The organism is Streptomyces sp. NBC_00045, from assembly GCF_045041095.1.
In the GTDB taxonomy this organism is placed as follows: domain Bacteria; phylum Actinomycetota; class Actinomycetes; order Streptomycetales; family Streptomycetaceae; genus Streptomyces.
This window is the reverse complement of sequence record NZ_CP108271.1, coordinates 6671573-6687998: the sequence shown is the minus strand read 5'-3', so window position 1 is coordinate 6687998 and position 16426 is coordinate 6671573. Positions and strand designations below refer to the sequence as shown.

17 protein-coding genes and 2 pseudogenes are annotated in these 16426 nt (G+C 73.9%); 9 read left to right on the top strand and 10 right to left on the bottom strand.

Going from position 1 to position 16426, the window contains the following annotated elements; all coding sequences use genetic code 11:
* Window positions 1–27 precede the first annotated feature (27 nt).
* Window positions 28–600, bottom strand: a complete 573-nt coding sequence (locus OHA65_RS31015) for a TIGR03086 family metal-binding protein (RefSeq protein ID WP_405762885.1) — start codon at window positions 598–600, stop codon at window positions 28–30.
* Between the two features lie 193 nt (window positions 601–793).
* On the opposite strand from OHA65_RS31015, the gene OHA65_RS31010 reads away from it, so the two are divergent.
* Window positions 794–1612 carry a methyltransferase domain-containing protein gene (locus OHA65_RS31010; RefSeq protein WP_327279436.1) on the top strand — a complete coding sequence of 273 codons (819 nt, stop codon included), beginning with the start codon at window positions 794–796 and terminating at the stop codon, window positions 1610–1612.
* A gap of 87 nt (window positions 1613–1699) precedes the next feature.
* On the opposite strand, the gene OHA65_RS31005 is transcribed toward OHA65_RS31010, so the two are convergent.
* The 3 genes from OHA65_RS31005 to OHA65_RS30995 all read right to left on the bottom strand — a co-directional run bounded on the left by OHA65_RS31005 (window position 1700) and on the right by OHA65_RS30995 (window position 5239).
* Entirely contained in the window at window positions 1700–3667 is a 1968-nt protein-coding gene (locus OHA65_RS31005; protein ID WP_328764259.1) for a DUF5107 domain-containing protein, read from the bottom strand.
* 89 nt (window positions 3668–3756) lie between these two features.
* On the bottom strand, window positions 3757–4656 hold the full coding sequence (locus tag OHA65_RS31000; RefSeq protein ID WP_405762883.1) for an arginase family protein: 900 nt from the start codon (window positions 4654–4656) through the stop codon (window positions 3757–3759).
* Between the two features lie 4 nt (window positions 4657–4660).
* Complete coding sequence (locus tag OHA65_RS30995; RefSeq protein ID WP_327279433.1) at window positions 4661–5239, bottom strand: GNAT family protein; 579 nt, start codon at window positions 5237–5239, stop codon at window positions 4661–4663.
* A gap of 35 nt (window positions 5240–5274) precedes the next feature.
* Between OHA65_RS30995 and OHA65_RS30990 the strand changes: the two genes are divergently transcribed.
* The 4 genes and pseudogenes from OHA65_RS30990 to OHA65_RS30975 all read left to right on the top strand — a co-directional run bounded on the left by OHA65_RS30990 (window position 5275) and on the right by OHA65_RS30975 (window position 6713).
* A complete protein-coding gene (locus OHA65_RS30990) occupies window positions 5275–5988 on the top strand; it encodes a hypothetical protein (RefSeq protein WP_327279432.1) in 714 nt (237 codons plus the stop codon).
* 52 nt (window positions 5989–6040) lie between these two features.
* Complete coding sequence (locus tag OHA65_RS30985; protein ID WP_405757649.1) at window positions 6041–6439, top strand: hypothetical protein; 399 nt, start codon at window positions 6041–6043, stop codon at window positions 6437–6439.
* Window positions 6412–6555 (top strand): annotated as a pseudogene (locus tag OHA65_RS30980) (serine hydrolase); the annotation flags it as partial. The gene OHA65_RS30985 and the pseudogene OHA65_RS30980, both read left to right, overlap by 28 nt.
* Window positions 6495–6713, top strand: coding sequence for a hypothetical protein (locus OHA65_RS30975; RefSeq protein ID WP_328764257.1), 219 nt, complete (start codon window positions 6495–6497; stop codon window positions 6711–6713). The pseudogene OHA65_RS30980 and the gene OHA65_RS30975, both read left to right, overlap by 61 nt.
* Window positions 6714–6814: 101 nt before the next feature.
* Here the strand turns inward: OHA65_RS30975 and OHA65_RS30970 are convergent, their stop codons facing one another.
* From OHA65_RS30970 to OHA65_RS30950, 5 genes are all read right to left on the bottom strand, one after another.
* Entirely contained in the window at window positions 6815–8809 is a 1995-nt protein-coding gene (locus OHA65_RS30970; protein ID WP_405762881.1) for a prolyl oligopeptidase family serine peptidase, read from the bottom strand.
* A 13-nt stretch (window positions 8810–8822) separates the two neighbouring features.
* Window positions 8823–10193 (bottom strand): M20/M25/M40 family metallo-hydrolase, encoded by a 1371-nt coding sequence (locus OHA65_RS30965; protein ID WP_405762880.1) that lies wholly within the window; start codon window positions 10191–10193, stop codon window positions 8823–8825.
* 1 nt (window position 10194) lies between these two features.
* The gene (locus OHA65_RS30960; protein ID WP_328764254.1) at window positions 10195–11028 is read right to left on the bottom strand and encodes a M55 family metallopeptidase; all 834 of its coding nucleotides are present in this window, start codon (window positions 11026–11028) and stop codon (window positions 10195–10197) included.
* 272 nt (window positions 11029–11300) lie between these two features.
* Window positions 11301–11744, bottom strand: a complete 444-nt coding sequence (locus OHA65_RS30955; RefSeq protein ID WP_405762879.1) for an SRPBCC family protein — start codon at window positions 11742–11744, stop codon at window positions 11301–11303.
* A gap of 74 nt (window positions 11745–11818) precedes the next feature.
* Window positions 11819–12643 (bottom strand): hypothetical protein, encoded by an 825-nt coding sequence (locus tag OHA65_RS30950; RefSeq protein WP_327279425.1) that lies wholly within the window; start codon window positions 12641–12643, stop codon window positions 11819–11821.
* Window positions 12644–12750: 107 nt separating this feature from the next.
* On the opposite strand from OHA65_RS30950, the gene OHA65_RS30945 reads away from it, so the two are divergent.
* From OHA65_RS30945 to OHA65_RS30930, 4 genes and pseudogenes are all read left to right on the top strand, one after another.
* A complete protein-coding gene (locus OHA65_RS30945; protein WP_327279424.1) occupies window positions 12751–12891 on the top strand; it encodes a hypothetical protein in 141 nt (46 codons plus the stop codon).
* A 277-nt stretch (window positions 12892–13168) separates the two neighbouring features.
* Window positions 13169–13516, top strand: a pseudogene (locus tag OHA65_RS30940) (radical SAM protein); the annotation flags it as partial.
* 112 nt (window positions 13517–13628) lie between these two features.
* Window positions 13629–15236, top strand: coding sequence for an alpha/beta hydrolase (locus OHA65_RS30935; protein ID WP_405762878.1), 1608 nt, complete (start codon window positions 13629–13631; stop codon window positions 15234–15236).
* 24 nt (window positions 15237–15260) lie between these two features.
* Window positions 15261–15695: a RidA family protein gene (locus OHA65_RS30930; RefSeq protein WP_327279422.1), complete on the top strand. Its 435-nt coding sequence runs from the start codon at window positions 15261–15263 to the stop codon at window positions 15693–15695.
* A 45-nt stretch (window positions 15696–15740) separates the two neighbouring features.
* Here OHA65_RS30930 and OHA65_RS30925 read toward each other — a convergent pair whose 3' ends face one another.
* Complete coding sequence (locus OHA65_RS30925) at window positions 15741–16292, bottom strand: adenylosuccinate lyase (protein WP_327279421.1); 552 nt, start codon at window positions 16290–16292, stop codon at window positions 15741–15743.
* Between the last annotated feature and the right edge of the window lie 134 nt (window positions 16293–16426).

Below are 16426 nucleotides of genomic sequence, written 5' to 3'. Positions count from 1 at the left end.
GGCTCTCGACCGCGGGGGCCCGGGGCCTCAGCCCTGCCGGCCCACCAGGGCCAGCAGTCGGATCTGGGCGTCCGCGCCCGCCGGCACGTCCAGCGGCGCGGCGAACATTCCGCTGGCCGCGAGCCCGTCGGCGTACGGCATGACCTCCTTGAGGGCGAACTCGACGAGACCGTCGGGGATCCGGTCGTCGGCGCCGATGCCGCGCGCGAGGTCCCAGGCGTGCACGACGCAGTCGGCGGTCTGCTCGGCGCAGTACGCCCGGCCCAGTGCGGGCCCGTACGAGAGCCGCACCGTGCGGTCCAGCGCCCCAGGAACAGTGAAGGCGGCCCGGGCGCCGGCCGCTGCCCGCTCCCAGGCGCCTGCCGGGTCCCGGCCGAGCACGTCGCCGGAGAACGCGTCGCCGATCTCCTCGACGGTGCGACCCTCGGTGACCATCGGCGGGATCCAGAGCAGTTCGCCGGTGACGTGGTTGACCAGGTCGCGCACGGACCATTGCGTACAGGGGGTCGGGGCGCCCCACTGGTCCTCCTGGACGGCGCGTACCCGCTCGCCGAAGAACCGCAGGGCCTCGGCGTGCCGTTCGAGCAGCGTGTCCGGCATGGCTCTCACCGTCCTCCGCCAGGGTGCCGGCCTCTGCAGCCCACTGTCCTCGCCCCCACCTCGACCTGCCACTGACCCGGGCAGTTCCCTTGCGTTGCAAGGATGCTGTCCACATATCAAAACACATATCTCATATCCCGAACTCATCCCCTACGGTGATCACAACGCTTCAACGACGAGGAGGAGTCGGGCCATGAGCGCCGAGGAAAAGGCTGTCTACACGCACGGGCACCACGAATCCGTGCTGCGCTCGCACCGCTGGCGCACCGCCGCGAACTCCGCGGCCTACCTGATCGGCGAGCTGCGGCCGGGGATGTCGGTCCTGGACGTGGGCTGCGGGCCGGGCACGATCACGGCGGACCTGGCGGAACTGGTGGCGCCGGGCGGCCGGGTGACGGCGGTCGACGCGGCGCAGGACGTGCTGGAGCAGGCCGCGGAGCACGTGCGGGGGCGGGGCCTGGACGGGGCGGTCACCTTCGCCACCGCGGACGTCCACGCACTGGACTTCCCGGACGACTCCTTCGACGTGGTCCACGCCCACCAGGTGCTCCAGCACGTGGGCGACCCGGTGCGGGCGCTGCGCGAGATGCGGCGCGTGTGCCGGCCGGGCGGGATCGTGGCCGCCCGGGACGCGGACTACGCGGCGATGACCTGGTACCCGCAGGAGCCGGTCCTGGACGAGTGGCTGAGCCTGTACCGCCGGGTGGCCCGCGCGAACGGCGGCGAACCCGACGCCGGGCGCCGCCTGCTGTCCTGGGCGAAGGCGGCGGGCTTCACTCGGGTGACCCCGTCGGCGACGGCCTGGTGCTACGCCACCCCGGAGGAGACCGCATGGTGGTCCGCCCTGTGGGCCGACCGCACGACGGCCTCGGCGTACGCGACCATCGCGACGGACGCCGGTCATGCGACCCCGGCCGGGCTGGCCGCCATCGCGGACGCCTGGCACCGCTGGGGCGCGGCCCCGGACGCCTGGTTCTCGGTCCTGAACGGCGAAATCCTGGCCAGGGCCTGACCCGGGCAGCCCCACCCGTCAGCCCGACCCGTCAGTCCGGATCCGCCGCCCGATCCGGGTCGGCCGATCCGGCGGGGAAACCGCGCCCTATGTCGGCGGGCGCATGCGGAAGTCGTACGAGGGGGGCAGCGGGCGGTCCGTCACGCGGGCCCAGACCTCCGAGAGGATCTCGTCACCCTCACGGAGGTCGGGCAGTTCGAAGCCCTCCTCGAACACCCTGCGGGCGGCGCCCACATGGCCCTCCGCCGCCAGCAGCCGCGCGGCCAGCAGGCGGAACCGGCCCTCCTCGCGGAGCGACGGCCGCAGCCGGTCCCACACCGCCCGCGCCGCCGGCAACCGTCCGGCGGCCAGCAGGGTCGTCATCGCCTCCCGCCCCAGCGCCGACTCGGCGGCCGTCCACGGCTCGCCGCCCCGGCTCTCCTCGGCCAGGTCTTCGAAGGCCTCGGCGAACCGCTGCGCCGCCCTCGCCGGGTCACCGGCCACCACGTCCGCCACCGCCAGGCAGCGCAGCAGCGGCCACCGCGAGGGGGCGAGCGCCAGGCCTCGCTCCCAGCTGCGCACCGCCTGCGCCACATCGCCCGCATGCCACTGGGCCACGCCCAGGTGGAACTCGGTCAGCGGATCGGCCTGGGCCGTCTCCAGCATGTCCCGCCAGTGCGGGGCGACCAGGCTGGGCCCGGGCGGCGTCACCCGCCGCGGGGCTGGGAAGACCCCGGTGCGCCACAGTTCCAGCCAGGGCGCCTGGGCGTCGCCGAGCCCCGATTCCGGGAAGGGGGTGCCGGGCAGCTCGTGCCCGGCGCACAGCACCTCCAGTGCACCCCATCCCGAGCCGGCGGCCAGCCGTTCCCCCGGCTCGGTGTCGGCGCAGCCGCGCCATGCCTCGTACGCCTCTTCGACCCGCTCCGGGGGCAGGGCGGCGGCCAGGGCCGTCTGTGCGGCGGACCGGGCCGCCCGCCAGTCGGGGCCGTGCACCGGCGCCGGGTCCACGGACAGGGGCCCGTACGCCTCCAACCAGCTGAACTCCGCCCCGGCCTCCAGCCGTACGTGCTCCAGCTGGGTACGGGCGAGGCCCGCCTGGATCTCGGCGTAGCCGCCCGTCCCGGGCTCGGTCAGCCATTCCTGCCAGCGCCGGCCGCCCTCCCCCGCACCCCAGACGAACAGCTTGCGCCCGCGCAGCTGGGCCGTGGACGTCTGGACGAGCCCGTGCCCCTCGGCGTCCAGCGAGGCGATCCAGGGCCGGGCCCCGTCCGCGACCTCGTAGAAGAAGTCGGCCGGGTAGGTGCTGCGCAGCGGGTAGGTGCGGTCCTCGCCCTCCCACTGCGGTACGGGGATGCGGCGCAGCGCGCGCTCGTACCCGAAGTGCCAGGCCTCGTCGGCGGGGGCGAGCACCCGCGTGCCCGGGTTCTCCGGTACGGCGGTGTTGGACCACCAGTACACGGGGGCGGGGCGTTCGTGCGGGTTGCGGACGCGGACGCCGACGTAGAGGAACTCCGAGTCGTCGGGCAGCCACAGGTCCACCTGGAACGGGAGGTCGCGCAGCCGCTCCCATTCCCAGAGGCGGACCATCACGCCCCCGTCCGGCGCCGGTACGAGCGCCGCGTGCAGCGGCGCGCAGGAGAGGGTGGTGTGGCCGGTGGCACCGATGTTCCACTCGATGCCGCCGGAGAACCAGGCGCCGTTGAGGGCGAAGTTGGCGGGCTGGAACACCGGGTTGCGGTAGAGCAGTTCACGGCCGGTGGGCAGGTGCACGAGGGAGTGGACCCGGCCGCCGAGCCCGGGCAGCACGGTGACGCGCAGGTGTGCGTTCTCGATGACGACGGCCTCGAACTCGCCTTCACGCCTGCGCCGCTGGTATCCGTCCAGCAGCCGGACGGGCAGCAGCGAGCGCAGCGGCTCGTACCCGATCTGCCGGGCCATGTCGCGCGGGAGTTCCTCCCGCGTGCGCTCGTCCAGGGTGTGCACGTCGGCGGGGGCGCGCAGGACGGGTAGCGGGTTCTCGGGGCCCAAGGGGGCTGCGGGCAGGGTCAGTACGGCACGGCGGACGGTGGTGGCCATGCAGGAAATGGAACACGCCACTGCGGCCGGTGCACAGGGGTTCCGCGGATCACCACCGGTCAGGATTGCGCAAAGCCCTGGCCGGAGCGCTACGCGAACGCCCCCACGACCAGGTCGGCGAGCAGCGCCCCGGCCCGCAGGTCCGGGTCGAGGTCCGGGTCGTAGATCGTGACGTTGAGGCCGACGCAGCGCGGGGAGCCGACCAATACGGAGAGCAGCTCGGCGAGTTCGCCGGGGAGCAGGCCGCGGGGGTCGGGGCTGTCGACCGCGGGCATCACGTCCGGGTCCAGTACGTCGGCGTCCAGGTGGACCCAGAACCCATCGGTGTCCGGCGGGTGCAGTCCGTCCAGCGCGGCGCGCGCCACTGCTGCGGCTCCGCGTGCGCGGATGTCCCCGACGGTGGCCGTGGAGATCCCCGCGGCGCGCAGCTCCGGCAGGTCCCCGTCGCCGTCGCGCAGCCCGAAGAGCCGTACGTCCTCGTCGCGGAGGTAGGGGCCCAGCCCTTCCAGGTCGGCGAGGGCGGCCTGGCCGCGGCCGGTGGCGAGGGCGAGCTCCTCACCGGCGGCGGCTCCGACGGGGCCGTTGACGGCCTCGTTGCCGGGGTGGCGGAAGTCGGCGGAGCCGTCGATCGCGGCCAGCCCGTACCGTCCCACGCGGCGCATGGCGAGGCTGGCGCCGAGCTGGATCGAGCAGTCCCCGCCGAGGACGACCGGGAACTCCCCGGCGCGCAGGTGCTTTTCGATCCGGTCGGCGAGGGCGACGGTGTAGGTGGCGAGCGGGCCGGAGTGGAAGACCCCGTCGCCCTCACGCCAGTTGCCGCGGTCGTAGCGCGGCGGCACCACGACCCCGCCCTCGCGGGCGCCGAGCCGGCTCAGCAGACCCTGGTCGCGCAGGGCGCCCGCCAGTTTGTAGACGCCGGGGACGGTGGCGGGTGCGGGCGGGCGCAGGCCCAGGTTGGACGGGGCGTCGAGGAGGACCAGGCTTCGCATCTCCTCATCCTGCGCGATCGGCGGCCGTGGGACCCGCCATTTCGACGGTGATCGCCCATCGCTCGTGGTCGCGCCACGCCCCGTCGACGAAGAGGAAGTCCGGCGAGAGCCCCTCCAGTCGGAAGCCGGCCCCGCGGACCAGGGCCAGGGAGGCCTCGTTGTCCGGCTGGATGTTGGCCTCCAGCCGGTGCAGCCCCAGACCGCCCTCGCTCTCGGGGGCGAAGGCGTGCGCCACGACGAGCCGAAGCGCCTCCCGGAACAGCCCCCGCCCGGCGGCGTGCGCGAAGGCGCCGTAGCCGAGCGCTCCGCAGTCGAAGGCGCCGTGGACGATGTTGTTGATGTTGACGAAGCCGGCGATGGCCCCGGTCTCGCGCTCGCACACCAGGAAGCCCACCCGGGTCCCGCCCTCGATCAGGGACGTCGCGTACGGCTCGTACTCCTCGATCGTCTCCGGCGGGGACAGCCAGGGGTGGTGGAGGTGCCGGCTCTCGTGCACGTGCGTGGTGAACTCGGGGCCGTCGGCGAGCCGGAAGGGCCGCAGTCCGACGTGCTCCCCCTCGCGCAGGTACGTGGAATATGGCATCTGCCCAGGCTAGGGGTTGTGGCAATATTCCCGGCGTGATCATCACCCCGGACATCGAAGAACTCCTGCACGCGGCGGTACGCAACAACGCCGCGTGGTGCGCGGCGGTCAGTGGCGGCGGCGTGTTCGCGCCGGCGGTGTGGACCAGCGCTCGCCGCACTCCGCCGTACTACCCCGACGGCGTGACCCTGACCCGCAACGCCTCGGCGGACGCACTGTTGGCGGGGATGGACACCGACTCCCCCGGCTGCTCGGTGAAGGACAGCTTCGCCTCGCTCGACCTGGCCCCGGCGGGCTTCGAGGTGCTGTTCGGCGCCGAGTGGGTCCACCGCCCGGCGGACGCCCCGGCTCCGGCCGCCTCCGCCCTGGCCTGGACCCGCGTCGACGGCGCCGGGGAGCTGGACGCCTGGGAGGCGGCCTGGGACGGTGAGGAGAGCACCGGCCTGTTCCACGGGGGCCTGCTCACGCCGGAGATCGCCTTCCTCGCGGGACGGGACGCCGACGGGCGCATCGTCGCCGGGGCCGCCGCCAACCGGACGGGCGGGGTCGTCGGCCTCTCCAACGTGTTCGCCGCGGACGGCACCCCGGACGACGAAGCCTGGACGGGCGCCCTCACCCTGGTCACGGCCCTGTGGCCGGGCCTCCCGGTCGTCGGCTACGAAGCCGGGGACGACCTGGACACCGCCGTCCGCCACGGCTTCACCCCGCTGGGCCCGCTCCGCGTCTGGCTGCACACGGCCCAGCCGTAGTCACGCTGCTAAAATTGGGTGATTCTGCCCGAAACAGGGTTGGGGTGAGTGCATGCGGACCTCCCGAACGGCGTCCCGCGCGACTCACCCCACGCACCGGCGCACGGCACTGCTCGCGCCATGCGTGGCCCTGTTGATCGCGGGCGGCGCTCTGCCGCCCGCCTCGGCCGTGGCGGCGCTCGCGGCCCCGTCGCCGACGCCCGCTCCCGCGGCGACGATGCCCCCGCCCGCCCCCACCCGCATCCCGTCGCCCCTGAAGCCGATCAAGCCGGCCGCCTTCCAGGCCGTGGTCGACCGGGCGGCGAAGGAAGCTGATGGTCCCCGGCGCGGTGGTACTGCTGCTGCCCCGCAGGGCACCTTCCGGGAGGTCACCGGCACGTCGGAACTGGGCGCCGCGAAACCGCCCGGCACCGGCGACCATTCCGGATCGCCTCGAACACCAAGACCATGACGGCGGCGCTCATCACGCTCCTCGCCCAGGACGGCAGGATCAAGCTGGGCGATCCGTGTCCGATTACGTGGCCGGGGTTCCGGACGGTACGCACATCACCCTCGCCGACCTGCTGAAAATGCGCAGCGGGCTGTACGACTACACCAGCGCACCCGCCCTCGCGATGATGCTGGACGCCGACCCGGGGAAGGCGTGGACACCGCAGGAGGCGCTGGCCCTCGCGTTCCGCCACGCGCCGCGTTCCAGGACCGCCTGCTCGGCCCGATCGGGCTGAAGGGGACCTCGCTGCCCGCCGCCGACGACCGTTCCCTACCCGAGCCGTACTCCCACGGCTACGTGTACGGCGGTTCGGCCACCTGCGGGGGCGCCCCTCGGCTAGGGCCCGGTCGGGTCCAGCGCGAGACGGGGGACGTCCGGCCGGTCGAACCCGAACACCTGGGCGTACAGGGAGAGTTCCGCCTCCAGCGCCCGGACCATGGTGTCCGCACGCCGGAACCCGTGGCCCTCGCCCTCGAAGGCGACGTACGCGTGCGGCACCGGGCGCCCCCGCAGGGCCGCCAGGAAGCGCTCCGCCTGGGCCGGCGGGCAGACCGGGTCGTCCAGGCCCTGGAGCAGTACGAAGGGGGCGGTGATCCGGTCGGCGCGGGCGACCGGTGAGCGCTCGCGGCAGCGCACGGCCAGGGTCTGCGGGGGCCCGGCCAGGCCGTCGATGTAACGGGACTCCAGGTCGTGGGTCTCCTCGGCGAAGCCCAGCAGGTCCAGGACGGGGTAGATGATCGCGGCGCAGGCGTACAGGTCGCCGGCGGCCAGCGAGGCCGCCGCCGTCCAGCCGCCCGCGCTGCCGCCCCGGATGGCGAGGCGATCCGGGTCCGCGGTGCCCTCGGCGGCCAGCGACCTGGCCACCGCCGCGCAGTCCTCCACGTCGACGACGCCCCACTGCTCGCGCAGCCGCTCCCGGTAGGCGCGCCCGTAGCCGCTGGAGCCGCCGTAGTTCACCTCCGCCACGCCGATGCCGCGCGAGGTGAAGTAGGCGATGTGCAGGTCGAGTACGGGCGGCACGTGGTCGGTGGGGCCACCGTGCACCCAGATCACGTACGGGGGCAGTTCGTCGGCGGGCGCCCGGCGCGCGGGGTGGTGCGGCGGGTAGACGTGGGCGTGGATCTCCCGACCGCCCTGGCCGAGGAAGGTCCGGGTCTGTGGTTCCGGATAGTACGAGGGGTCCACCGGGTCCACCCCGGCCGCGCCGACCACGCGGGCGTGTCCGTCCTCGGTGTCGAGCTCCACCACCTCGTAGGCGCTGCGCGGGCTGGCCGCGACCCCGTAGACGCGGGTGCCGTGCGCGGCGAGGGTGGGCTGCCAGGCCGTCCACGGCCCGGCGGCGTCCACCAGGTCGCCGCTCTCCGGGTCGAGGACGCCGAGCACCGAGGAGCCCTGGCCGTGCAGGACGGCCAGGAGCCCGCCGGGCAGCGGGGCCAGCCAGCTCAGCCCGGGTTTCCACAGGGGGCCGCCGAACTCCTCCTCGCGCGGGCACAGGTTGACGGCCTCGCCGGTCGCCGGGTCCACCCGGTACGGGTTCCACCAGCCGCTGCGGTCGCTGACGGCGAGGAGGTCGCCGCGGGGGGTCCACTCCACCTGGGCCACGGCCTCCTCGGGGCCGCCCAGTACGGTACGGGCCCCGCTCAGCTTCCCGTCGGGCCCGACCTCGGCGAGCCGCACCTCGGTACCGTCCCACGGCATCCGGGGGTGGTCCCACACCAGCCAGGCCGCGTGCAGCCCGTCGGGGGAGAGCCGCGGCCCGGTGGTGAACCGGTGCCGGTCGTCGGTGAGTTCGCGTACGCGGGAGCGGTCCCCGGCAGCGGCGCCGTCCAACGGTACGGCGGCCAGCACCCGGCGCACGTCGGTCGGGGCCGGCCCGGTGAACTCCTCCAGGACGCACCAGACTTCGTCCCCGCGCAGGACCGGATCGGCCCAGCGCAGTCCACCTCCGACCGCGGAGACGGGGGTGAGGGGCCGCGGGGGCGCACCGTCCGGGGCGTCTGGTTCGAAGGCGTACATCCGCTGGTCGGCGAAGTGGACGAACACCACCAGGGGTCCGCCCGCGGTCCGTTCGGTGCCGGCCCAGGGCCGGCCCCCGTACTCGGTGACGCGGCTGCGGACGTTCCACGGGGCGGGCAGCACCGAGGTCTCGGGGCCGCCGTCGGCGGGCCTGCGCACCAAGGTGCGGCGGCCACCCTCGGTCGGCCGGGGCTCGGTCCACCACACCTCGGGGCCGACGGTGGCGAGGTACTCGGGCCGCCCGTCGAGCGAGGCGGCGACAGCCGCGTCGATGGGCGAGGGCCAGCTGCCGTAGGGCCCGGTCGGCACCGCCATCACCGGCTCCCCCTCACAAGGTCCGCAGGGCGTGGTCGAGGACGCGCACCCCGAAGTGCAGGGCGTCGACGGGGACCCGCTCGTCCACGCCGTGGAACAGGGACCAGTAGTCGAAGCCCGGGGGCAGCTTCAGCGGGGAGAAGCCGTATCCGGTGATCCCGAGCCGGGAGAACTGCTTGGCGTCGGTGCCGCCCGCCATGCAGAACGGCACCACGTGGCCGTCGGGGTCGAAGCGCTCCACGGATTCGCGCAGGATCCCGTACGTCCGCCCGTCCACGGGGGCTTCGAGGGCCACCTCGCGGTGGTGGAACTCCCAGGTGACGTCGGGGCCGGTGAGGGCGTCGAGCGTGGCGATGAACTCGGCCTCGCCGCCGGGCAGCACCCGCCCGTCCACGTACGCGGTGGCCGTCCCCGGAATCACGTTGAGCTTGTAACCGGCGCTGAACATCGTCGGGTTGGCGCTGTTGCGTACGGTCGCCTCGACGAGGAGGCCTGCCGGGCCGAGCTTGCCGAGGACCGCGTCGAGGTCGAATCCGCGGGCGCGGGGGGCGACCGACAGGCCCTGGAGGGCGGCGAGTTCGGTGATGCAGGCGACGACCGTGTCGGTGAGCCGGACGGGCCACCGGTACTCGCCGATCCGGGCCACGGCGGCGGCGAGTCGGCTGACGGCATTGGCCCGGTTCGGCTTGGAACCGTGCCCGGCCGTGCCGTGGGCGGTCAACTTGAGCCAGGCGGTGCCGCGTTCACCGGCGGCGATCGGGTAGAGGGCCTGGCCGGGGCCGTTGTGCACAGTGAAGGCACCGGATTCGCTCAGGCCCTCGGTGCAGCCGTCGAACAGGTGCGGGTGCTGGTCGGCCAGGAATCCCGAGCCGTCGACCGCACTGTCCTCCTCGTCGGCGGTGTAGGCGATGACGACGTCCCGGCGGGGCTTGACCCCCGCGCGCGCCCAGGCCCGTACGACGGCCAGCACCATCGCGTCCATGTTCTTCATGTCGACGGCGCCGCGGCCCCAGACCACACCGTCGCGGACCTCCCCGGAGAAGGGGTCCACGCTCCAGTCGGCGGGTTCGGCGGGGACCACGTCGAGGTGGCCGTGGACGAGGAGGGCCTCGGCGCCCGGGTCGGTGCCCTCGATCCGGGCCACCACGTTGGTGCGGCCGGGGGTGCGTTCGAGGAGGGCCGGTTCCAGGCCGGCCGCGGCGAGCCGCTCGGCGACGTACTCGGCGGCGGGGCGCTCGCGGCAGTCGCCGCCGCCGCGGTTGGTGGTGTCGATGCGGATCAGGCCGGAGGTGAACTCGACGGCTTCGTCGAGCGCCGTCCGGTCCACCGGGTCCGCTACGGATCCGGGCTCCCCGGCGGGGCTCTCCTGGGTGACTGCGGGCATGTCAGCCATACTGCTCCTCCACGGCCGCCGAGACGACCGTCGTGACCGCCTTGAAGGCCCGGATCCCCTCGTACATCGTCTCGCTTGTGTACGCGACCCTGCGTTCCCCGGAGCGTTCGACGCCCGGGACGACGGTCGCCGTCGTCGCCAGGTGCTCCGCGTCGAACTCCAGCTCCACGGCGTACGGGCCGCCGCGCACCGGCTCCCGGCGGACGGCGAGGGCCGTGGCCTCCTTGGCGGCGGCCCGGATGTCGGCGGCGGTGCGGGCCGGGGTGCGGCAGACCGCGGCGTAGCGGGAGACGTGGTCCTTGACGGCGACCTTGACCGCGTCCGGCGCGTAGCCGTCGGCGTCGACGCAGGTCAGGTCGTCGCCGGTGACGAGGACGACCGGCACTCCGTACTCGGCGACGACATGCGCGTTGAGCAGGCCCTCGCTCGCACGGACGCCGTTCAGCCAGACCCCGGTGATGGAGTTGGCGAGGTAGGTGTGGGCGAGGACGCCGGGCGTGCCGGCGCCGGTGTGGTAGCCGACGAACGCGACGCCGTCGACGTCGCCGTGCTGGACGCCCTCGACCATGCTGAGGGACTTGTGGCGGCCGGTGAGCATCTCGGCCCGCTCGTCGAGCTGTTCGAGCAGCAGGTTCCGCATGGTCCAGTGGGCCTCGTTGATGAGGACCCGGTCGGCGCCGCCGTCGAGGAAGCCGAGCACGGCCGCGTTCACGTCGGAGGTGAACAGGTGGCGGCAACGCTCCCACTCGGGGGTGCCGGGCAGGACGTCGGCGGGCCAGGTGACGCCCGTGGCGCCTTCCATGTCGGCGGAGACGAGGATCTTCATCGGGCCCCCCGGGGCGGTCGGCTGCGCACGGCGCGGCCGACACGGACGGACCGTCCACGCAGGCCCCCAGCCTAGCCGCCCGGGCCCGTCCCGGCCGGGGACCACGCCAGGGGCGCGCCGGGGAAACGGCCCCGGAGGCGGCGCCGGGCGCAGCCGCCGCGCGCCGCTGCGGACGAGGGGCGGGCCGGGGGCGCTGCCGGGGGCTCGGTCCGGCCGGAAACTCCACCCGATCCGGTGAGCCGCCCCACGCCGCGGCCGGGCAATGACCTTGCTCAGCCCTCGACTTCGGCGGCCAGGTTGGCCAGCAGGGTGTCGTAGATGCGGCCGAGGCCCTTGGGGGCGAAGGTGCGCTCGAAGAAACCGCCGATGCCGCCGGCGCCGTTCCAGACGGTGGTGACCACGGCCTTGGACTTGCCCTCGCCGGCCGGGGTGACGACCCAGGTGGTCACCATGCTGGACTTGCGGTCCTTCTCCACGAGCTGGCCGTCGGTGGGCTCGGTGACCTCCAGCAGGCAGTCGCGCACGCGCTTGCTGGTGGCCTGGAGCTTCCAGTGGACGAGGGTGCCCTCGCCGTCGCCGCCCTCGCGCACCTCGTACTCGCTGAAGTGCTCGGGCAGCAGCTTGCCCCGGGTTCCCGTGTAGTCCGCCAGCGCGTCGAACACCGTCTCCGCGTCGGCCGCGATGATCCGCTCCGTGGTGGCCTCGACCTGCGCCATAGCTGTTCCTCCAGCAGTTGTGTCCGCTCGTCGCGGCAAGCCAACCACCTCCGGGGCACGCGCCCAAATCCGGGTCAGACGTGACGGCGGAGAAAGACGAGGAGCGCGTCCCCGCGGAGAGCCTCCAAGTACCGGTGCGCGGCGCTCCAGGAGGGCTCCGTGAGCGGAGGCGCGTGCGGGCATGCAGCGCGGCTGCCGCAGGCACCGTGTACGGGCTCCTCGCCGCTCTCGCACCACCACCCGTCGAGGGTGAGGACACTGCTCGCGACCAGCAGCTGCGAGGCGTGCCGTGCGGCGAAATCCGCCCGACCCAGACGCATGACGCTCTCGGCGGCGCCCTCGTGGAGGAAGCTCCGGCCGTGCAGGCGCCCTCGGTGCGCGGCGCGCAGTGCGTCGACCCCCTCCCGGTAGGCGGCGACCAGGGGTTGCGCGTCGAACGCCGCGCGGCCCTCCGCCCCGGCCCGGCGCCCCGCCTCGCGCTCGGCCGGGGTGGTCCGGGGCCCGGTCGACGCTGCGCCGCGCGGCTGTGCCGGCGGGTGACTGCGGGACGGTTCCCGCCACAGGTCCCAGGCCGGGGCGGCGAAGGCGGCGGCCTCGGCCCTGATCCCGGCGAAGGCCAGCGCCTCGCGGGGGCCGCCGGGGCACGTGCCGGGCAGGCTCGGGGCCCGGGTGCCGTCCCCGCTCACGTCGTGCACGATCCGCGGGTCGTCCTCGTACCCGGCCGCCAGGTGGAAGCCACCCCCGTCGGATCCGCCGTGGACGGACCAGCCGTCCCAGATGTCGAGCTCCTCGCCCCGGCTGTGGTCGAGCTCGAACGGGGCCATGGCCTCGGCGATCGCCTCCTCCAGCCGGTTGCGGGCCCCGCCCGGCAGGCACACCACGATCCGCATCTTCGCCATGGCCGGAACCTGTCACAGCACCGCCGCGGCGATCGACACCTTTCCGCCCCACACGATCATGGGAACGTTTGTTCTATTCTCGGGGCGAGCTACCGAGGGAGGCGCTCATGCGCTGGGACAATCTGACGGACGGGCCCGCAGCCCCGGACATGACCGGGGCGCTCTTCGGGTCCGGCTCCGTCGTCGGTCCATCGGTCCAGACGAAAGACCCACAGGGCCCCGATTTCACCACGCTCCAGAGCCTGTAGAGCGAGATCCTGTTTCGGCACTTTCTTGGACCGGCGAAAGCGGGAGGCCGATCCAACCTCACGCCATACGTGGCGAACCGTCAGACCAAGCAGTTCGGCCGTCTTGCGGCCTCGGGCCTCCTGTGCGCTGACCGAGATTTCGCGGCGGCCGGTCTTGCTCTTGACCGCCTGACTCTTTCGGCACACCAAGTCGATGAGGTGGCCCGTGTCGTCCGTCTGGGTGCTCATGGCGGTCATATTTGCACGTCAGAGACACTTAGGGAGGTGTGCAACTTGCCTCGGGGACTCGCCGGAGCAACTGCGGGCCACCGTCCGGGCCGTCGCCGAGTCGGGGGCGACCTCCGTGACACCCCTGGTACTCCATCTGCGGCCGGGCGCCCGCGAGTGGTTCACGGCCTGGCTGCGCAACCACCACCCCCACCTGGTCGAACGGTACGAGCGCATGTACGCGGGAGGCTCGTACGCGCCGACCTGGTACCAGCGCCGGATCACCCGCCAAGTCCACGAACTCGCGGCGGAATTCGGCATCGGCCCCGCCCGGCCGGCCGAGGCCCGCAGGACACCCCTCCCCGAACGCCCCGCCGAGCCGGCTGCGGCCGGGCCCACACAGCTCAGCCTCCTGTGACCTCGTACGGCCCCTGAACGCTCATCACATCGGGCCAATCAGCAGCCCAATCCCGTCTTCCGGGCTCGGTTTCCGGGACGATTCCGCCCAGAACCCTCGGCTGGGAGGCCCCATGCTGCACCCCGCGAAGAAGCGCGGCCACTTCAAGAAGCGCGCCGTCGTCCTGCTGTCGATCGCCACGGCGACCGTGGCCGCCGCCGTCACGAGCCCGGCGGGCGCCGCCCCGTCGGCCGCGACCCCGGCCGGTACGACCCCGGCCGCCGCGCCCGCCGCGCTGCGCTGGACCGCCTGCACGACGCCGCGCTATCCGACGCTGCAGTGCGCCTCCCTCAAGGTCCCGCTCGACCACGACCACCCGGCCGGCCGGCAGATCTCCCTGGCCCTGACCAGGGTCCCGCACACCGCCGCCACGTCCCAGGGCCCGCTGCTGGTCAACCCCGGCGGCCCGGGCGGCAGCGGCCGGACCCTGGCCGGGTACATCGCGTCCGCGCTCCCCAAGGACGTGGCCGCCCAGTACGACGTGATCGGTTTCGACCCGCGGGGCGTCGGCAAGAGCGAGCCCACCCTGGACTGCGGGCCCGGCCACTTCACCCCGGTACGCCCGGACTCCGTGCCCCTCGACGCGCAGACCGAGCAGGCCAACCTGGACCGGGTGAAGTCCTTCGCCGAGTCCTGCCAGACCAAGCACGCGGACGTGCTCCCGTACATCGGCACCGTCTCGGCCGCCCGCGACATCGAGGTGCTGCGCGGCGCGCTGGGCGCGGCGAAGCTCAGCTACTTCGGCTACTCGTACGGGACCTACCTGGGCGCGGTGTACGCCAAGCTCCACCCGGACCGGGTGCACCGCCTCGTCCTGGACTCCGTGGTCGACCCGGGCGGGGTCTGGTACGAGGACAACCTCGCGCAGGACCAGGCGTTCGACGCCCGGCACAAGGCCTTCCTGGCATGGGTGGCCCAGTACGACGAGAAGTACGGGCTGGGCACCGACCCGGCGGAGGTCGAGGAACGCTGGTACGCGATGCGGGACTCCCTGCGCGCGACCCCGGCGGGCGGCAAGGTGGGCCCGGCGGAGCTGGAGGACACCTACATGCCGGGCGGCTACTACAACGGCTACTGGCCGGTGCTCGCCGAGGCCTTCTCCGCGTACGCGGAGAAGGCGGACCCCAAGCCGCTGGTGGCGGCGTACGAGCGGTTCGGGGCGGTGGAGCCCTCCGCGGGCAACAGCTACAGCGTGTACACGGCGGTGCAATGCCGTGACTCGGCCTGGCCGAAGGACTGGAACCAGTGGCGCGCGGACATGTGGCGCACCCACGCGAAGGCGCCGTTCATGACCTGGAACAACGCCTGGTACAACGCGCCGTGCGCGTTCTGGCGGACGGAGCCGCTGGCGGCGCCGGACGTGACCAACGCCGACCTCCCGCCGGCCCTGCTGCTCCAGGCGACGGACGACGCGGCGACCCCGTTCGAGGGAGCGCTGAGCATGAAGGGGAAGCTGAAGGGCGCGGCGCTGGTGGTCGAGGAGGGCGGCGGCAACCACGGGGTCTCGCTCAGCGGCAACAAGTGCCTGGACGAGAAGGTGGGGACGTACCTGCGAACGGGCGAGGCCTCGGACGCGACCTGCGCCGCCCAGCCGGCCCCGAAGCCGACCACGTCGACCCGGGCGGTCCCCCCGTCGGCGGGCGGCACGGCCCTCCACGGCCTCCTGGGATTCCGCGGCTGACCTCCGCCGGGCAGGATCATGGCCATGACCACCATGCCTGCGGCCACGCCCGCCCCCCACCACCTCACGCGCGTCTCCGCCCCCGAGGGCGTCGCCGCCAGCCCCCAGTACAGCCACGTCGTCTGGGGCACCGGGCGGTTCGTGGCCGTCTCCGGGCAGTGCGCCTTCGACGAGAAGGGCGAGGTGGTCGGCGAGGGCGACGCCGCCGCCCAGGCCCGGCAGGTGTTCGACAACCTGGGCCGGTGCCTGGCGGCGGCCGGGGCCACGTTCGACGACGTGGTGAAGCTGACCTACTTCGTCACGGACGTGGCCCACCTCCCGGCGCTGCGGCAGGCGCGCGACGCCGTCATCCCCGCCGACCGGCTGCCGGCGTCCTCGGCGGTCCAGGTCGCCGCCCTCGTCCGCCCCGAGCTCCTGCTGGAGGTGGAGGCCTTCGCGATCCTCCCGACGGGCGACTGAGCGCACTGCCGGGCCCGTGCCGGGGGCGGCGGGGTACAGGTGCGTTCAGCTCAGCCTGCGCAGCGCGGCGGTTGCCGCCCGTGCGAGGCGGGGGTGGGACTGGGCGCTGGTGAGGAGTTCGCGGGAGCGGGGGTCGGCGAGGGCGCCCAGGCCCTCGACGCAGGCCAGGGCCACCCGCCAGTACGGGTCGTGCGGGGACAGCAGCCGGGCCAGCGTGGCCATCAGGGCCGGCACCGATTCGGGGGCGCGCAGGGCCGTGAGGAGCCGGACCGGCTGGAGGGCGTAGGCCGTGCGCAGGGTGTTGGTGGCGAGTGCCGCCGCCGCCCGGGCGGTGCGCGGGTCGCCCAGTACGGCCAGGGCTTCGGCGGCGGCCGCGCAGCGGGGCGGGTCGCGGTGGTTGAGGAGCAGGACCAGGGCCTCGAAGGCCCGCCGGTCCCCGGCCAGGCCGAGACGGTACGCGGCCAGTTCGCGGGCCCACAGGGGCAAACCGGCGGAGGTCAGGGAGTCGGCCAGGGCGTCGGGGTCGGCGGCGAGCAGTTCCTCGTACCGGGGGGACGGTCCGGCTTCCGTACGCAGGCGCTCCAGCACGTCGTTCACCCGGCCACCCTAGGGCGGCGCGGACGACGCCACGCGGGGTTTCCACAGATGGCTGATCGATGATCGATGATCGGTACATTTGGGCGGTACAGGTCACATCTCCGTGCTCTGGCGCGCCAGTTACCGGCGGGTTA

What these genes read in the sequence shown, in the direction of transcription:
- OHA65_RS30985 (WP_405757649.1), top strand. Translation starts at nt 6,041, where the DNA reads ATGCGGACCTCCCGAACGGCGTCCCGCGCGACTCACCCCACGCACCGG.
- OHA65_RS30935 (WP_405762878.1), top strand. Translation starts at nt 13,629, where the DNA reads ATGCTGCACCCCGCGAAGAAGCGCGGCCACTTCAAGAAGCGCGCCGTC.
- OHA65_RS30970 (WP_405762881.1), bottom strand. Translation starts at nt 8,809, where the DNA reads ATGGCGGTGCCGACCGGGCCCTACGGCAGCTGGCCCTCGCCCATCGAC.
- OHA65_RS31000 (WP_405762883.1), bottom strand. Translation starts at nt 4,656, where the DNA reads ATGCGAAGCCTGGTCCTCCTCGACGCCCCGTCCAACCTGGGCCTGCGC.
- OHA65_RS31005 (WP_328764259.1), bottom strand. Translation starts at nt 3,667, where the DNA reads ATGGCCACCACCGTCCGCCGTGCCGTACTGACCCTGCCCGCAGCCCCC.
- OHA65_RS30950 (WP_327279425.1), bottom strand. Translation starts at nt 12,643, where the DNA reads ATGGCGAAGATGCGGATCGTGGTGTGCCTGCCGGGCGGGGCCCGCAAC.
- OHA65_RS30930 (WP_327279422.1), top strand. Translation starts at nt 15,261, where the DNA reads ATGACCACCATGCCTGCGGCCACGCCCGCCCCCCACCACCTCACGCGC.
- OHA65_RS30960 (WP_328764254.1), bottom strand. Translation starts at nt 11,028, where the DNA reads ATGAAGATCCTCGTCTCCGCCGACATGGAAGGCGCCACGGGCGTCACC.
- OHA65_RS30995 (WP_327279433.1), bottom strand. Translation starts at nt 5,239, where the DNA reads ATGCCATATTCCACGTACCTGCGCGAGGGGGAGCACGTCGGACTGCGG.
- OHA65_RS31015 (WP_405762885.1), bottom strand. Translation starts at nt 600, where the DNA reads ATGCCGGACACGCTGCTCGAACGGCACGCCGAGGCCCTGCGGTTCTTC.
- OHA65_RS30955 (WP_405762879.1), bottom strand. Translation starts at nt 11,744, where the DNA reads ATGGCGCAGGTCGAGGCCACCACGGAGCGGATCATCGCGGCCGACGCG.
- OHA65_RS30945 (WP_327279424.1), top strand. Translation starts at nt 12,751, where the DNA reads ATGCGCTGGGACAATCTGACGGACGGGCCCGCAGCCCCGGACATGACC.
- OHA65_RS31010 (WP_327279436.1), top strand. Translation starts at nt 794, where the DNA reads ATGAGCGCCGAGGAAAAGGCTGTCTACACGCACGGGCACCACGAATCC.
- OHA65_RS30965 (WP_405762880.1), bottom strand. Translation starts at nt 10,193, where the DNA reads ATGCCCGCAGTCACCCAGGAGAGCCCCGCCGGGGAGCCCGGATCCGTA.